Source organism: Streptococcus sp. AS14 (genome assembly GCF_000286495.1).
GTDB lineage: Bacteria > Bacillota > Bacilli > Lactobacillales > Streptococcaceae > Streptococcus > Streptococcus sanguinis_P.
The window spans coordinates 108,397-123,571 of the sequence record NZ_ALKI01000017.1 but is presented as its reverse complement, the minus strand read 5'-3'; the positions used below and the strand labels follow the sequence as shown (position 1 = coordinate 123,571).

At 44.4% G+C, this 15,175-nt stretch carries 17 protein-coding genes; all 17 read right to left on the bottom strand.

The genetic code is table 11. The annotated features are described in order from the left end of the window. Positions 1 to 82: 82 nt before the first annotated feature. The 17 genes from HMPREF1150_RS02345 to HMPREF1150_RS11880 all read right to left on the bottom strand — a co-directional run bounded on the left by HMPREF1150_RS02345 (position 83) and on the right by HMPREF1150_RS11880 (position 15,106). The gene (locus HMPREF1150_RS02345; RefSeq protein ID WP_083842677.1) at positions 83 to 901 is read right to left on the bottom strand and encodes a glycosyltransferase; all 819 of its coding nucleotides are present in this window, start codon (positions 899 to 901) and stop codon (positions 83 to 85) included. Between the two features lie 26 nt (positions 902 to 927). Further along, on the bottom strand, positions 928 to 1,788 hold the full coding sequence (locus HMPREF1150_RS02350) for an NAD-dependent epimerase/dehydratase family protein (RefSeq protein WP_002899250.1): 861 nt from the start codon (positions 1,786 to 1,788) through the stop codon (positions 928 to 930). A 6-nt stretch (positions 1,789 to 1,794) separates the two neighbouring features. Continuing rightward, positions 1,795 to 2,400 (bottom strand): sugar transferase, encoded by a 606-nt coding sequence (locus tag HMPREF1150_RS02355; RefSeq protein WP_009660137.1) that lies wholly within the window; start codon positions 2,398 to 2,400, stop codon positions 1,795 to 1,797. A 15-nt stretch (positions 2,401 to 2,415) separates the two neighbouring features. Then, on the bottom strand, positions 2,416 to 4,218 hold the full coding sequence (locus tag HMPREF1150_RS02360; protein WP_002911468.1) for a nucleoside-diphosphate sugar epimerase/dehydratase: 1,803 nt from the start codon (positions 4,216 to 4,218) through the stop codon (positions 2,416 to 2,418). A gap of 41 nt (positions 4,219 to 4,259) precedes the next feature. After that, a complete protein-coding gene (locus HMPREF1150_RS02365; protein WP_009660129.1) occupies positions 4,260 to 4,958 on the bottom strand; it encodes a polysaccharide biosynthesis tyrosine autokinase in 699 nt (232 codons plus the stop codon). Positions 4,959 to 4,968: 10 nt separating this feature from the next. Next, the gene (locus tag HMPREF1150_RS02370) at positions 4,969 to 5,664 is read right to left on the bottom strand and encodes a Wzz/FepE/Etk N-terminal domain-containing protein (RefSeq protein ID WP_002894051.1); all 696 of its coding nucleotides are present in this window, start codon (positions 5,662 to 5,664) and stop codon (positions 4,969 to 4,971) included. Between the two features lie 7 nt (positions 5,665 to 5,671). Continuing rightward, a complete protein-coding gene (gene cps4B, locus HMPREF1150_RS02375; RefSeq protein WP_009660160.1) occupies positions 5,672 to 6,403 on the bottom strand; it encodes a capsular polysaccharide biosynthesis protein Cps4B in 732 nt (243 codons plus the stop codon). After that, complete coding sequence (locus HMPREF1150_RS02380) at positions 6,400 to 7,908, bottom strand: LCP family protein (RefSeq protein WP_032905695.1); 1,509 nt, start codon at positions 7,906 to 7,908, stop codon at positions 6,400 to 6,402. Before HMPREF1150_RS02380 ends, cps4B begins: the two co-directional genes overlap by 4 nt. 203 nt (positions 7,909 to 8,111) lie before the next feature. Next, positions 8,112 to 8,711, bottom strand: coding sequence for an anaerobic ribonucleoside-triphosphate reductase activating protein (gene nrdG / locus HMPREF1150_RS02385; protein WP_009660213.1), 600 nt, complete (start codon positions 8,709 to 8,711; stop codon positions 8,112 to 8,114). Beyond that, entirely contained in the window at positions 8,677 to 9,222 is a 546-nt protein-coding gene (locus HMPREF1150_RS02390; RefSeq protein ID WP_009660182.1) for a GNAT family N-acetyltransferase, read from the bottom strand. Before HMPREF1150_RS02390 ends, nrdG begins: the two co-directional genes overlap by 35 nt. A gap of 9 nt (positions 9,223 to 9,231) precedes the next feature. Continuing rightward, on the bottom strand, positions 9,232 to 9,738 hold the full coding sequence (locus tag HMPREF1150_RS02395; RefSeq protein WP_009660203.1) for a GNAT family N-acetyltransferase: 507 nt from the start codon (positions 9,736 to 9,738) through the stop codon (positions 9,232 to 9,234). Positions 9,739 to 9,747: 9 nt separating this feature from the next. Then, positions 9,748 to 10,257, bottom strand: coding sequence for a GNAT family N-acetyltransferase (locus tag HMPREF1150_RS02400; protein ID WP_009660259.1), 510 nt, complete (start codon positions 10,255 to 10,257; stop codon positions 9,748 to 9,750). 9 nt (positions 10,258 to 10,266) lie between these two features. Then, the gene (locus HMPREF1150_RS02405) at positions 10,267 to 10,764 is read right to left on the bottom strand and encodes a GNAT family N-acetyltransferase (RefSeq protein ID WP_009660166.1); all 498 of its coding nucleotides are present in this window, start codon (positions 10,762 to 10,764) and stop codon (positions 10,267 to 10,269) included. A 52-nt stretch (positions 10,765 to 10,816) separates the two neighbouring features. After that, on the bottom strand, positions 10,817 to 10,957 hold the full coding sequence (locus HMPREF1150_RS11885) for a hypothetical protein (RefSeq protein WP_002894059.1): 141 nt from the start codon (positions 10,955 to 10,957) through the stop codon (positions 10,817 to 10,819). Position 10,958: 1 nt separating this feature from the next. Beyond that, positions 10,959 to 13,154: an anaerobic ribonucleoside-triphosphate reductase gene (gene nrdD, locus HMPREF1150_RS02410; protein WP_009660171.1), complete on the bottom strand. Its 2,196-nt coding sequence runs from the start codon at positions 13,152 to 13,154 to the stop codon at positions 10,959 to 10,961. Between the two features lie 222 nt (positions 13,155 to 13,376). Then, positions 13,377 to 14,924: a hypothetical protein gene (locus tag HMPREF1150_RS02415; protein ID WP_009660125.1), complete on the bottom strand. Its 1,548-nt coding sequence runs from the start codon at positions 14,922 to 14,924 to the stop codon at positions 13,377 to 13,379. Between the two features lie 38 nt (positions 14,925 to 14,962). Continuing rightward, positions 14,963 to 15,106, bottom strand: coding sequence for a hypothetical protein (locus tag HMPREF1150_RS11880; protein WP_002905558.1), 144 nt, complete (start codon positions 15,104 to 15,106; stop codon positions 14,963 to 14,965). Positions 15,107 to 15,175: the final 69 nt, after the last annotated feature.

Genomic DNA, 15,175 nt, shown 5'->3' with positions numbered 1-15,175 from the left:
CCTTCCTAAACTTTTCATTCTATATCCCCCTAACTTCTAGCTTTCTCCCTGTCTAAGTTAGACTGCTCTGTCTGTAAAGTCATTACTTTCTTCTAAGCAGATACTTATAAATGAACGCTTTTATCCAAATAGGCGTTCCCACAAAAGCACGAATCATCAACATATTTTGATAATATTGCCCTAGGTTCAACATACCTTGTGACAGCAAAAAAGTATTGACTACTTTCCAACTGGCAATCTGCTCTGTCTGGCTTCTTCTCGTATGCATGCCGTTTCCGACACGAGCATAAACTAAGACCCGATTAAGATTAGCGAAACGACATCCCTGAGCAGCCATTCTCGACCAAAGATAATAGTCTTCCACTAAAGGCAGGGGCTTGTAATTGCCTGCTTTTAAAACAGATGATTTCTTGAAAAATACCGTCATGTGACAGAAAGGATTTCTCCGCTGCAACCTTTTGATAATCTCTTCATGGGAAAGCGGCATTTGTTTCTCTGCCACTATTTGATCTGGTTCCGAATCAAATTCTATGATATTGCCACCAAGAACATCTAACTGCGGATGCTGCTCAATATAGTCCACTTGTTGCTGGAAACGGTCCGGTGTCGCAATGTCATCTGTATCCATTCTAGCAATCCAATCATAAGAACAAGCCTCAACTCCTCGATGCAAAGCTTCTCCCAATCCGACATTTTCCTTTAAGGGTAGAACTTTCATCTCTGGAAATGTTTCCTTGAAATCTTGAATCGTCTGATAAAGCTCTTCTGTCAGCGGCCCATCCTCTACAAGGACAAGCTCATCTGGCTTGCGGCTCTGCTCTATAAGAACGCTATTTAGGCTCTTTCTTAAGAAATCTGGACTCTCCTTCTGATAGACAGACATCAATACCGAAAACTTCACTTACAATCCCCCCCAATCATCCTAAACTAGTTTCCCTTCTCCGTCTTCTCAATAGACCTCCTAAAATTTGCTACCTCATAAGACTGAGGATAGCTAGACATCTCTTTTTCATAAGTTAAATCCGAAAACAGCTTATTCAGAGTCGAAACATGGTGAGACAGTCCTTTTAAAATCCAGTTAAATGCAGGCAGCAATGCTACTCTCTGGCCATGAGTCCTTTTTATTTCTTTGACTAGCTGAGAGGTATTGACATAGTCCTGATTTTGAGGATAGAAGACACCACTGTCTTGATTCTGAACAATCAGTCTGATAAACTCACAAAGGTTGTCGATATAAATCATACTACGTTCGTTCTGGACCAAAGGGAAAACTGGTAGTTTCTGAGCCAACTTTGACAATCGCTTATAATTTCCCTTAGCTTGATGACCATAAACCATGGGCGGCCGTAAAATTGCCAATTTAAAATCTTCGCTTTCCAATTCCGCCAGAAGTTGCTCAGCAGCTAGTTTGCTTTTGCCATAAAAAGAATCAGGACGCTCTTGCGTGTCTTTTGTGATAACCCGATCTCCCAAAACTTCGCCATAGACACTCATACTGCTCATAAAGATAAACTGTTTGACACCTTCGCCTTTAGCCTTTTGAGCCAATTCATACGGTAGCTGAGTATTGACTTGATTATATTCCGACTCCATCTCTTTTGATGGGTTAGAGATATGGACAATCGCCGCCAAATGCAAAATTACATCAAAAGACGAAAAATCTTTCTCCTTCCAGGTTTCTTCGCGGACGTCCAACTCATCAACCTGAACATCCTCCCGTGAAGAAACATACTTCTTAAAGCTCTGGCCGATATAGCTACCCTCTCCTGTAATTAATATTCTTTTCATCAGCCTTTAATCTTTCTTTTCCATATTTCCCGTGCCGCCTTCGACAACGCCTTCGCTCTTAGCAACACTCTTAATGGTGCCAAAAAAACAGCGGACATCCAATCCAAAAGACAAATGCTGGACGTAGTAGCCGTCCAATTCAGCTTTCTTAGCAATCGGCAACTCATCTCGCCCGTGAATCTGAGCCCATCCTGTCAGACCTGGCAAAACATCATTTGCCCCATAGCGGTCTCGCTCTTCAATCAAATCATACTGATTCCAAAGAGCTGGTCTTGGACCTATGATACTCATATCGCCGACAAAAATATTCCAAATCTGAGGCAACTCATCCAGAGACGTCTTCCTAAGAAACTTCCCAACCTTTGTAATCCATTGCTCAGGATTTTCCAGTAAATGAGTTGGGGTATCCTTAGGTGTGTCAATTCGCATCGTTCTGAATTTCAAAATATAGAAGTGTTTCTTATGCAGACCAATCCGCTTCTGTTTGAACAAAACTGGTCCTTTTGAATCCAATTTAATAGCGAGTACTAGAAGCAGAAAAAACGGTGATAAGGCAATCATTCCTATGAATGACAAGACTATATCTAATGTTCGTTTAAAAAATTTATACATGATTATCCTAAAAACTTATTGCTGTGCAAACTTTACCAAGCTGTCCTTGAGGTCATTTGCACCAAGAGACAGAAGAGAGTCCACATAGGAATCCACCTCTATCTTGGGCAGCGACTGAACATTCCCTACAAAAATCTTTTCATAGACTTGATCATTGACCTTTTCCTTGGCGGACAAGAGCTCTTCATAAAGCTTTTCTCCCGGTCGAATGCCTGCTTCCTGAATCTGAATCTCCTCTTCAGTATGGCCACTGAGTGTGATCATCTTTTTAGCCAAGTCCAAAATTTTCACAGGCTCGCCCATATCCAAGACAAAAACCTCTCCCCCTTGCATCAAGGCCCCAGCCTGAATTACCAAGCGACTGGCTTCTGGTATCGTCATGAAATAGCGTGTCATTCGAAAGTCCGTCACGGTGATAGGACCTCCCTTGGCAATCTGCTCCTTGAACAAAGGAACAACACTACCTCGGCTGCCCAAAACATTCCCAAAGCGGACAGCTGAGAAAAGAGTCTTTCCTTCTTCATTTAAACTGGTCACGACCATTTCTGCCACACGCTTTGTTGCCCCCATAACATTAGGCGGGTTAACCGCCTTATCTGTAGAAATCATGACAAATTTCGCGACACCAGCTGCCTTTGCTGCTTCTGCTACATTTCGTGTCCCGTAGATATTGTTTTTGACTGCTTCTGTCGGATTGTACTCCATCAAAGGAACATGCTTGTGAGCTGCTGCATGATACACTCGATCAGGGCGATAGGTTTCCATAATATGGAAAATTCTCTCTCTATCTTGAATATCTGCAATGATTGGAATCAACTCAATATCATCTTTATATCGGCTTGACAGCTCCTTGTGAATCAAATAAATTGAATTTTCTCCATGACCTAGAAGCAGGAGCCTTGCTGGGCAGAATTGAGCAATCTGACGGCAAAGTTCCGAGCCGATAGACCCACCGGCCCCCGTAACTAGCACTGTCTTGCATTTAATATTGGATTTCAAACTTTGCTGATCCAGCTTAACTTCTTTACGTCCCAACAGATCTGCAATATCAATTTCCTGAAGTTTGCTGACAGATAGTTTCCCCGTGATCACCTGTTCATACTTAGGCATGGCATTGACCTTGACCTCCGTCTGTTGGCAGTACTCTACGATTCGCTCGTAATCATCCGGAGCCAACGAAGGAATGGCAATGACAATTTGTTCGACTTCATAATTTCCCACAATTTCAGGTATCTGCTCGGTTGTTCCTACAACTTTTACTCCATGAAGATAGGTATTTTGCTTATTCTTATCGTCATCTACAATCGCGACTATCTTTAAATCTTTTGATTTTTGCTGGGCTGTCTTGATAAAAAGACTAGCACCATCCCCTGAACCAACAACAAGGGTCTTTGTCCCATCTACTTTCTTACCCAGTAAGGCTGAAGGGTGCTGCACGAATTCATGAATCTCCCGCCAAGTCAGCCTTGAAGCAATAACCAATAAAAAAGATAGCAGCATAGAAAGGACAATATATCTACTGTTTGTGGATTCATAAAAAATTTTCTCTGCAATGTATACAATCGAATAAGCTCCCAAAATTGAGCCTCCCACTCGAAACATTGTTTTGTAATCTGTATACCTTGTAATGGTAGAAAAGACATTCGACAGTGTTGCAAATGTCAAATACAGTACAATAATCCCCATTAAAATAGAGACAAAAGATAAATCCGTTATCCCGACATATTTTGCTAAGAAGAATTTTGAAATCCCCTGACTTATACTGAGCAAAATAATATCAACAATAATTAAGATGACTCTTTTTCTCGCTCTTGTCATGTTCCTAATCTCCCAATTATCCTAAAACTCTTTAATCCCTATTATTTCCCATAATTGCCATAGCTGCCGTATCCCCCATAAGTTCCGTAGGCACCATAGCGTTCCAAATCAATGTTATATTTATTGAGGACAACACCCAAAAAAGGAGTTCCCGTTTGTTCCAACTGCTCTTTAGCTTTCATCACTGCTTTTCGTTTGATATGGCCTGCTTGTGTCACCAAGAAGCTGGCATCGCATTTCTGAGCGATGATAGCCGCATCAATGACCAGACCGATCGGTGAAGTATCCACAATGATGTAGTCATAGCGGACACGCAGGTCAGTCAAAAGCGCTTCAAACTGCTTGCTTTGCAAAAGCCCCGTCGGATTAGGTGATACTGGACCAGATAAGATCACATCCAGGTTGTCCATATCTGTATCGTTGATGACTTCATGCAGGGCAGCCTGTCCTGACAGATAGTCCGTCAGTCCTGATACTTTTCTCTGACTACTAAACACACCGGACATGACTGAGTTGCGGATATCCGCATCGATCATCAAGGTCTTATGACCAGCTCTGGCAAAGGCGGCCGCGAGATTCACTGAGGTTGTAGACTTTCCTTCATTTGCCGTCACCGAGCTTATTTCGACCATCTTGATATTGGCGCCGCTCAGCTGTACATTAGTACTTAGAGCATTGTAGTATTCCTCGGTTAGTTTGACAAGGTTCCTTTTTTTCCTAACTAATTCTAAGGTTGCCATTTTCTCTCCCTTACATTCTGTTCATATCTGGGATAACGCCCAATAGCGTCAAGCCCATGACTTCTTCAATGTCCTCTGGCTTCTTCACCCGATCATCCAAGATTTCTACCGCGATGATAAAGATCGACATCAGGACACTGCCCCCTAAAAATCCTAAGATAACATTACGCCGAATATTTGGTGAAGAAGGCTCTGCTGGGACTGTTGCTTCTTCCAAAGTTGTCACATCAGAAACTTTTGTCACTTCGATGATTTTCTCAGCAGCGATATTACGGAAGGCATTGGCAATGCGAGCCGCTTCCTCTGGATTGTCATCCTTAACTGTAATCGAAACGATACGAGTATCCGCCGGAACGGAAACGGTGATGTGACGCGTCAGCTCTCTTGGTGACGTTTGCAGTTTCAACTCACTAATTGCCTGTGACAGAACCGCCTGTGACAGAATGATTTCCTTAAAGTCCTTAACGAGGTAAGACCCTGCCTGCAGGTCCTGATTGGTCAAAGCTGCCTGCGTTTCGTTCTGACGACTGACCACATAGATGCGTGTGGTACTCTGATACATTTTCTTAGCAATAAAGACGCTGTAGCCAAAAGCCAGCAAAGAAAAGAGCACCGCTCCCAATACGATGGTAAATTTCTTCAGCCATAAGGCTCTCAGCAAGGACAGAATATCGATTTCTACGATTTGCTTTTCTTGTTTTTCCATTTTTCCCCTAAATCAATTCATTTTTCAATAATAATGCTTGGTTGCCGCCAAAGAGGGCCTCTGCCCGGCGGGAACCGTATTTCTTAGCGACGATGTCAAAGGCCTCCTTCATAAAGGGCGGTCTCTGACTTAGATTGTGCATGTCGCTGGCAACAAAGTGGACCAAGTCCTTCTCCAAAAAGAACTGAGCCCGTTTTTTCATAAATTTATGCGAGTCTCTAAGCAACTTAGGCTTCAGAACACTGGAGCTGTTAATTTGAGTATAGCAGCCCATATTAATGAGTTCCTGCACCTTCTTTTCATCATTTTCCAAGCAGTGATAGCGCTCAATATGAGCAAGGACCGGTGTTAGACCTAAGCGCAGAATCTGAGCCAAACCTTTATGGATGTCTTTATAAGGCGTTGCCATGCTAAACTCAATCAGCACATAGCGTGTGCCAGCTAGACTGGGGAAAATCCCTTTTTCCAACTTATCCGCTACATCACTGGTGTAGTAAACCTCTGCCCCATAGAGAACCGTTAAGTCAGGCGCTACAAGCTCTGCTAGTTCTTTTACCATTTTAAAGTTAGCGCTTATGGTCTCTTCAGGCGTTTCAAACATGCCCTTTCTGCGATGAGAGGTAGAGATAATAGTCCGAACTCCCTGTCGATAGCTTTCTTCCAGCAGTTTTTTGGAATCCTCAAAATTCTTAGGGCCATCGTCCACATCAAAGATAATATGAGAATGGATATCAATCATGGTGTTTTCCCTTCCATTACCTGCTGAATCGCTGCCTTAGCATTATCAAGGCTTTCCGGTTGGATTTCCATCATGTAGAGATTGGAATCTGGCATAGCATAGGATGGTAGATCCATACGACCGTTTCCGCTGATGGCTTGTGACTGAACTTGATAGCTTCCACCTGACTCCAGCTGGGTATTGACCAGATTCATAAGAACAGGCAGCTCCATATTGGTCTGGATAGAGTCCTGCAAGCCGGAAATAATCTCGTTGTAGTTCTTCAAAGCACTAGTTGAAGTCAGCTTTTTAATGACTGCTTCGATAACTTTTTCTTGATTTTTTCCGCGGTCATTGTCGCCACCCTGAAGGGAGTAACGCTCGCGAACAAAGCCTAGTGCCTGATCTGAGTTCATATGAACTTTCCCTAATGGGAAATGATGATTACCATGTCGGCTGGTAAATTCTTGGTCATTTTCAACATCAATCCCTCCCAACAGGTCTACCAGCTTGAGGAAAGAAGAGAAGTTCAGACGAACATAGTAGTCAATGCGAATACCGTAAAGATTTTCCAGCGTGTGGACAGAAGCATCCACGCCATAAATCCCTGTATGAGTCAGCTTGTCCATCTGCCCAGCCCCTCCATCTGCAATCGCCACATAAGAATCACGAGGAGTTGTCGTCAAGAGGACTTTCTTGGTCTTGCGATTGACCGTCATGATGATATTGACATCTGAGCGAGAGACAGATGAAATAGAGCCATAAGTGTCAATACCGCTGACATAGATATTGAAGACATCTGCATTGGCATCATCCCTGCGCTTGCCTGTCTCTACTTGACGGGTGATTTTATAAGTATAGATTTTCTTTATCTTTGAAGCATAGTCAGCATCGTGAGAGGCCAGCATATCTCCAAATGAGCTGTTGAGGGCAATGGCTTCGGTCTCTTGATTGATGAGGGCCTTGTAGGCTGCGATATAAGACGAGCTGTTTTCTACAGTGAGTTCTGTCTTTTTAGTCTTCTTGATGTGCTCCAGAAGAGCTGTCACATTGTCCTTATCCCCATTTTCAGTCGGAGCTGTCAGCTTCTTCAGTTGCGTCACATCTGATTTATCGCTGTCTGCCCGGACATAAACCGCCATTTCAATTTCAGAGTAATTTGAAGTGGAGTTCACACCTCTAGACAAGTCCATCAGCTCCTTGACCCCATACATGACTCCTGAGGATACCAACAAAGTCACAAGCAAAAGTAAGGTTGTCAGAACTTTGAACTTATTTTTCCATACAAAGAAGGCTGCCAGTAAAATAACAGCCGCCAAAAGAGCAGACAAAATAAGGTTCAGGTGATGAAACGCCAGAACATTATTTTTAAATATAGAAAAAATAAGCAAACCTGAAACCAAGCTTACCAATGTCAGTAAAGCTGCATTAAAGAGCCTAAGCTTCTTCCCCTTTTTAGAAGCAGGCACATTTCTCCTATGTTGATTCATAATTCTCCCTTTTTCTCCCCTGAGATATAAATACATTTTATTATATCATAAATGCATTATGATACACTAAAATATTTAAAAATATTTTAGTTTTTTCCAAAATTTGTTGACAAAAAAGGACAGTCTGTATTAATTTTCAGTAAATTCCTTCTCCCTTCTCGAAAAACCGATATTTTATACTGTTTTTGGCAACAGAAAAAGAGGTGAACCCTCTTTTATATCAGTATTTTGCTTGTTTTTTAAAGCATTTTATCTCTGTCAACTTGCTCATAGGCCTGGAGGCCATCATTCAGCTTGTCCCAGATGACTACCTGGCCTGCCTCAAGGGACTTCTGCACATCAATGATGCGTTGATTAGAAGAGCCGCGGAACTGTAGCATGAGATTCTTCTTGGTAAGGTCAAAACGGCCGTCCACCAGAATGTCAATCAAACTCAGCAGCTCCAGCTTATCCTCCGTTTCCAGCATCATCTCCTCCCAGGTGTAGCCCGTCCAAGACCAGATATCCTTGTCCGGCAACTCTCTCCGAATCCGCTTGACCAAGGGCAGGAGAATGCCTGTATTGAGAAAAGGCTCGCCGCCTAGGAGGGTCAACCCCTGCACATAGGGTTCCGCCAAGTCTTTCATAATCTGATCCTCCAACTCTTGGGTATAAGGAATGCCAGCGTTAAAAGACCAGGTTGCTGCATTATAGCAGCCCTCACAGTGAAACATACAGCCACTGACATAGAGGGAGTTGCGGACGCCTTCGCCATCTACAAAGTTAAAGGCCTTATAGTCAATGATTCGCCCCTTGCTCAGCTCCTCACTTTTCCATTCTTGAGGTTTGGGATTGTTCATCTTCATCCTCCAAATCAATCCAGTAGCGCTGGCTTCTGTCGATTGTATTTTCGTAAACACCGCCAGCAGAGAGAATCGTGCGGCGACTAGCTTCATTGTCTTCATCGCAGGTAATCAGCACTCGTTCTAATCCTTGCTTTCGAGCCTCTGCTAGTCCTAGCTCTAGCTGCAACTTAGCCAAGCCCTTCCTGCGCTGACTGGGCCGGATAGAATAGCCTATATGGCCGCCCTCCACAAATAATTTGTCATTTAAGGACAAGCGCAGGGCTAAAAAACCCAGAGGCAAGCCAGTCTCATCAAAGGACAAAAATTGGATGGCAGGAACCCAACCTGCTGGCAAGTTTGCCACATCTTCCTTCTGTTCTACAATTTTCAACCAATCCTCATAATCCTTTGCTCGCTTCCAAGTGGAGCCCATGCCACCGTGCATATAGGATTTTGCAGCATTGAACTCCGCAATCATCTCTAAAATTGCATCTTTATCTTCCAAAGTTGGTCGTCGTAATTCCATAAACTCTCCTCAATCTATATCAATCCAGTAACGCTGACTTCTGTCGATTGTATTTTCATAAACACCGCCAGCAGAGAGAATGGTGCGGCGACTGGCTTCATTGTCTTCATCGCAGGTAATCAGCACTCGTTCCAATCCTTGCTTTCGAGCCTCCGCTAGTCCTAGCTCTAGCTGCAACTTAGCCAAGCCCTTTCTGGGTTGACTGGGCCGGATAGAATAGCCAATATGCCCACCCTCTACAAATAATTTGTCATTCAAGGATAGGCGCAGGGCTAAAAATCCCAAAGGAAAGCCAGTCTCATCAAAGGATAAAAATTGAATGGCAGGAACCCAACCTGCTGGCAAGTTTGCCACATCTTCCTGCCGTTCTACAATTTTCAACCAATCCTCATAATCCTTTGCTCGCTTCCAAGTGGAGCCCATGCCACCGTTCATATAGGATTTTGCAGCATCGAACTCCGCAATCATCTCTAAAATCGCATCTTTATCTTCCAAAGTTGGTCTTCTTAGCTCCATGCTCCCTCCTTAATTGACATCAATCCAGTAGCGCTGACTTCTGTCGATTGTATTTTCGTAAACACCGCCAGCAGAGAGAATGGTGCGGCGGCTGGCTTCATTGTCTTCATCGCAGGTAATTAGCACTCGTTCCAATCCTTGTTGCTTTCGGGCCTCTGCCAGCCCTAACTCTAGCTGCAACTTAGCCAAGCCCTTCCTGCGTTGACTGGGCCGGATAGAATAGCCAATATGCCCACCCTCCACAAATAATTTGTCATTCAAAGACAAGCGCAGAGCTAAAAAGCCCAGAGGCAAGCCGGTCTCATCAAAGGATAAAAATTGAATGGCAGGAACCCAACCTGCTGGCAAGTTTGCCACATCTTCCTGCCGTTCTACAATTTTCAACCAATCCTCATAATCCTTTGCTCGCTTCCAAGTGGAGCCCATTCCACCGTGCATGTAGGATTTTGCAGCATCGAACTCTGCAATCATCTCTAAAATTGCGTCTTTATCCTCCAAAGTTGGTCGTCTTAGCTCCATGCTCCCTCCTTAATCGACATCAATCCAGTAACGTTCTTTCCCGCTTCGAATATCCTCTAAAGCTCCGCCATTAGCCAAAATTACTGCTCGACTGGCAGCATTATCACAATCGCAAGTCACTAGGACTCGTTTTATATTTTTGCTTTTGGCTACTTGCAAGCCTCGTCGTAGTTGCTCTTTGGCAAATCCTTGCCCACGCGCAGAGGGACGGATACTATAGCCGATATGCCCTCCTTCTTGGAGCAAATAGTCATTGAGCCGCAAGCGCAGATTGAGAAAGCCCACAGCCTGACCATCCGCAGCAAAAGAGATTAGTTGGATGTAAGGCACAAAACCTTGCGGCAAGCCTAGACCTGCCTCAGCTAGCTGAATAGTCTCCAGCCAATCCTCGTAGACAAAATCCGCTCCACCAAAGAAGCCGTCCTGTCGGCTGCCAGCCGCTTCAAAGTCAGCTAGCATCTCTAAAATTTTTTCCTTGTCTTCTAGTTCTGGTCGTCTCAGCTCCATAGTGCCTCCTGATACGAAGAGAGTGAGACCGCCTTGCGCCCCACTCTGACTTCTATTGCTTCTTGTTTTTTTCTAAAAATTGCTGACGCAGTTTGGCTAATCGCTCTTTCTTACCGCTGCCACCCTGCGAATGTTTTTCATGGAAACGCTGCACCTGAGCCTTTCCTTTGTCGTCCAATTGATACTTTCCCATCTTAATTTCCTTCGTACTTAATAGTCGATCCATTCATGTGCTTGACCCGAGCTGATATTTCCTTGTGACGGCCATTGACCATTGGGCGGGCTTGCGGATTGCCTAGGTAACCGCAGGTCCGCTTGACCACATCGACCGTCTTGGGATCGCTGTTGCCACAGTTTGGACAGGTGAAGCCCCGCTCGGTTGGCGTGAAATCTCCCTCAAAGTTACACTTGTAACAGCGATCAATCGGCGTATTGGTTCCCAGATAGCCGACCCGATCATAGGCATAGTCCCAGACAGCCTCCAGTGCTTTTGGATTTTGCTGCAGCACAGGATATTCACAGTAGTGGATAAAGCCACCTGAAGCCCCCACTTCAGGATAAATCTTCTCAAAGTCCAGCTTTTCAAAAGGCGTTGGATTCTTACGCACATCGTAGTGGAAAGAGTTAGTATAGTATTCCTTGTCAGTAATATCCGGAACGACGCCAAACTTCTCTGTATCCAAACGGCAGAAACGGTCAGTTAGGCTTTCAGATGGTGTCGAGTAAACAGAGAAATGATAGTCATACTGCTCGGACCACTCTTCCACCCGGCGCTTCATATCTTTGACAATAGCAACCGTAAAGTCCTTGGCTTCTGGATTAGTTTCCCAGTCGCCACCGTAAAAGACTGCTGCCACTTCATACAGACCGATATAGCCCAGGGAAACCGTTGCACGACGGTGAGTAAAGAGCTGGTCTACCTGATCATACTTGCCCAGACGTTGGCCAAAAGCCCCATACTGATAGAGAATCGGTGCATTGGCTGGACTGGCTTCCTTGGTCCGCTCCACTCGGTAGACCAAAGCATCCTCAGCGATGTTCATCCGCTCGTTAAAAAGTTCCCAGAATTTATCCAAATCCCCCTCAGATTCAAGCGCAATCCGCGGTAGATTGACAGTAACGACACCTAGATTCATACGGCCGGAATTAACTTCCTGACCATTTTCATCCTTCCAGCCTTGCAGGAAAGAACGGCAGCCCATCGGTACCTTGAACGATCCAGTCAAGTCGATAATCTTGTCATAGGAAAGCACATCGGGATACATGCGCTTAGTGGCACACTCCAGAGCCAGTTCTTTGATGTCGTAATTAGGCGTCCCTGGCTCGAGATTGAGCCCTCGCTTAAGGGTGAAAATCAGCTTAGGGAAAATCGCTGTGCGGTGCTCGCTTCCCAGTCCCTTGATACGGATATTGAGAATGGCCTTTTGAATTTCCCGCTCAAAACGATTAGTCCCCAGACCAAAGCCCAGTGAGGTAAAGGGAGTCTGACCGTTTGAGGTAAAGAGGGTATTAATCTCATACTCCAGCGACTGCATGGCATCGTAGATGTCCTTCTTGGTCTTTGCCCAAGCATATTCTTCCTGCTTATCCGGCAAAACCCACTGCTCTGCATCCTTGAGATGCTTTTGATAATTAAGCTCAGCATACGGCGCCAAGACTTCGTCAATTCGGTCGGCCGAACAACCGCCGTACTGACTGGAAGCTACATTGGCAATGATTTGCGATATTTGCGCTGTCGCAGTCTGGATAGACTTGGGACTCTCTACTTCTGCATTCCCAATCTTGAAGCCATTTTTCAGCATGCCGTCAAAGTCAATCAAACAGCAGTTCGTCATCGGTGTATAAGGGCTGTAGTCCAAATCATGGTAGTGGATGTCCCCCTTCTGGTGGGCATTGGCCACATGAGGCGGCAACATCTTAAGGCCGATGGATTTGCCGACAATCCCAGCCGTCAAATCCCGTTGTGTATTGAAAACATCACTATCCTTATTGGCATTCTCGTTAACTACCGTACGATCTTTGTTGAGGAGCTTGTCAATGGTAAAGTTGATGTCAGTCGCTTTTGAGCGTTCAAAATCCCTTTGGGTGCGGTAAGTGATGTAGTTCTCCGCAATGGCATATTCCTTGGCATTCAAAAGCTCATGCTCAACGATGTTCTGAATCTCATAGATTTTGACGTACTTAGCGAAGCGACTGCTGATTTCTGCCACAATACGGTCTGTGATAGCTTCCAGCTTGGCTTCCAGCATTGGATTCAACGGACCAACTTCTTGAGCTGCCCGCACCATAGCCTTATAGATCTTTGACACATCAAAAGCCACTCTGCGGCCGTCCCGCTTCTCCACATAAATCGCTGGAGCAGTTTCAAACTTCTCTTCCCTTAAAATCATCACGAACACTTCCTTTTCTCTGCCCTTAGGACAAATCAAGCCTCTTTAAACCTATCGCTTGCTAAGAAATTTCCAAGAAATCTCCGACAGTTGTTCATCCAAAAAACAGTATTTTTTAAATAAGTCGATACAAGACTCATTATAGCACGTTAAAATTAAAAATCAATATGTTGTGGCAAAAAAGTTATTTTTTCTTTTTATACACAACATATTGATTTTTTACTACTTAAGTTGATAAAGCTTGAAATGGTCGAGTTTGAGGTCAGCTTCCTTGTAATTTTGGGAAATTAGCTGCTTCACATCTGATAGCAATTTGACATCATTGTTAACCAAAATATACTTGGGCTGGCTGTTTTCAAGTCCCTTCTGAAGACCCAAACGATTTTCAGCCGTTCCCACATACAAAGTTGGAGTCAAGAGAGAGACAGCAGATAAGCGGCTGCTCTTCTGATACAGACTAGCCGAGGTGTCCCAGGCATAGATGGTGTCCCCATCCTTGGTCTTTTCCTTAATATACTGAGCCGCCTCACTTCTTTCAGCAGAGACACCGCTGGAAAGGATATACTCATTGACCAAAGGATAGCCAATCAGATAAAACATCGCTAAGAGTGGCAGAAAGAACTGGCCTGAAAGATAAGAAGTCCACATGGTAGGGCGACGGCGATCCCTGCGATGACGCCCTGGTGCTTGCTGCTTGCCTTTATTGAACCACAAAGCAAAAAGAATCATGGCAAAAGGCAGAGCAGGAAGCAGTTGATAGCTTCCCTGATCTGGCAGGATAAAAACCGCAAAGACAGTAATGAAGAGCCCTAGCAGACCGATAAAGCGCAAGACGCGCAGGCTGGTTGCTTGCCCCTTTTCTCTTGAAAAGAGATTGGTACCCAAAGCAGAAATGAAACCTAGACAAACCGTCAGCAAGCCATAATAAATCAAATTAGAAATACTGTGACTGCCAATCAAGCTGATGGAGTCCCAAGCATAGGTCACCTGACTGATAGCCTGACCAAAGGTTTGATTGGCAACAGTAAAGTAGCCGATAGGATAAAAAATCACTGAGAAGCCAAAGAGACCAGCTAAAAGCTGATAGAAGCCTCGAGCCACACGCTTGGCTGCGATATTGTAGACCAAAAGCACCAGAGCAGTCAAAGAATAGAAGACTAGGCTGGAAACCGGATCAATCATAAAAGCAAGAGCTCCAAAAGCTCCATAGATAATGAACTTTTCATCCTTGATTGAATCCTGCAGATAGCGCACCAAAAAAGATAGATTCCAAAAAATAAAGGGCAGAACAAAAATACTAGAGTAAAGACCGCCAAATCCAAGAGCAAAGACTAGCAGGTAAAAGAGCAGCAGGAGGCTGCGTGATAAATCCTGTTTAGGCTGTAAGAGCACCAAGGTCTTGTGCAGGAAAAGTCCAGCCAGCCACAGAGCCAGCGTCTGAAAGACCATCCACAAAAGCTGGCCAAAAGCCAGGCTGCTGGTCCAAGCCATCAGATAGTAAAGCAGGCCACTAGTCCCATATATTTGCGAATAAGGCACCTGCCCCTGAGTCATGGCCCAGCCGGCATAGAGGTTCTGGCTTTGTAAATTCGTTGCTAGATTGGTCAAAAAAGGATTGACCACACTCAGCAGGCTGATAGCCAAACTGCACCAGAGCGTCAAAAAATAGGGCGTCGGCTCTGGCTTGGTAATTTTTTGCTCAGACCTTTCAGCCCTAGTTAGCTGCTCCTCTGAAACCTCTAAAACTTTTTCTTCCGTTGTATCATGCATATAAAATATTCTCCTTGATATCAGTCCCATCTAGTATATCAAATTCCTGTCCTCCTGTCAGCTTTCTCTTGACCCTTCTTCTGAGCATTATAGCTTCTAGCCAGCTCCTCCAATTCCCGAAAACAGCGATATTCTCTCGTTTCATAAGCAAGCGGCTGACTGGAAATTTTCTCCATTATCATCTTAAAAAATTCCTTTATTTTTTACATTCGTAAAAACAGAGCAAAAATCCATCCCCCTATAAAATCAAA

Excerpts from the sequence above, each read along its gene's own strand:
- HMPREF1150_RS11880 (WP_002905558.1), bottom strand. The coding sequence starts at position 15,106 with ATGATAATGGAGAAAATTTCCAGTCAGCCGCTTGCTTATGAAACGAGA.
- HMPREF1150_RS02415 (WP_009660125.1), bottom strand. The coding sequence starts at position 14,924 with ATGCATGATACAACGGAAGAAAAAGTTTTAGAGGTTTCAGAGGAGCAG.
- HMPREF1150_RS11885 (WP_002894059.1), bottom strand. The coding sequence starts at position 10,957 with ATGGGAAAGTATCAATTGGACGACAAAGGAAAGGCTCAGGTGCAGCGT.
- HMPREF1150_RS02395 (WP_009660203.1), bottom strand. The coding sequence starts at position 9,738 with ATGGAGCTAAGAAGACCAACTTTGGAAGATAAAGATGCGATTTTAGAG.
- HMPREF1150_RS02350 (WP_002899250.1), bottom strand. The coding sequence starts at position 1,788 with ATGAAAAGAATATTAATTACAGGAGAGGGTAGCTATATCGGCCAGAGC.
- HMPREF1150_RS02400 (WP_009660259.1), bottom strand. The coding sequence starts at position 10,257 with ATGGAGCTAAGACGACCAACTTTGGAGGATAAAGACGCAATTTTAGAG.
- HMPREF1150_RS02405 (WP_009660166.1), bottom strand. The coding sequence starts at position 10,764 with ATGGAGCTGAGACGACCAGAACTAGAAGACAAGGAAAAAATTTTAGAG.
- HMPREF1150_RS02355 (WP_009660137.1), bottom strand. The coding sequence starts at position 2,400 with ATGTATAAATTTTTTAAACGAACATTAGATATAGTCTTGTCATTCATA.
- HMPREF1150_RS02380 (WP_032905695.1), bottom strand. The coding sequence starts at position 7,908 with ATGTATTTATATCTCAGGGGAGAAAAAGGGAGAATTATGAATCAACAT.
- cps4B (WP_009660160.1), bottom strand. The coding sequence starts at position 6,403 with ATGATTGATATCCATTCTCATATTATCTTTGATGTGGACGATGGCCCT.
- HMPREF1150_RS02360 (WP_002911468.1), bottom strand. The coding sequence starts at position 4,218 with ATGACAAGAGCGAGAAAAAGAGTCATCTTAATTATTGTTGATATTATT.
- nrdD (WP_009660171.1), bottom strand. The coding sequence starts at position 13,154 with ATGATTTTAAGGGAAGAGAAGTTTGAAACTGCTCCAGCGATTTATGTG.
- HMPREF1150_RS02365 (WP_009660129.1), bottom strand. The coding sequence starts at position 4,958 with ATGGCAACCTTAGAATTAGTTAGGAAAAAAAGGAACCTTGTCAAACTA.
- HMPREF1150_RS02390 (WP_009660182.1), bottom strand. The coding sequence starts at position 9,222 with ATGGAATTACGACGACCAACTTTGGAAGATAAAGATGCAATTTTAGAG.
- HMPREF1150_RS02370 (WP_002894051.1), bottom strand. The coding sequence starts at position 5,664 with ATGGAAAAACAAGAAAAGCAAATCGTAGAAATCGATATTCTGTCCTTG.
- nrdG (WP_009660213.1), bottom strand. The coding sequence starts at position 8,711 with ATGAACAATCCCAAACCTCAAGAATGGAAAAGTGAGGAGCTGAGCAAG.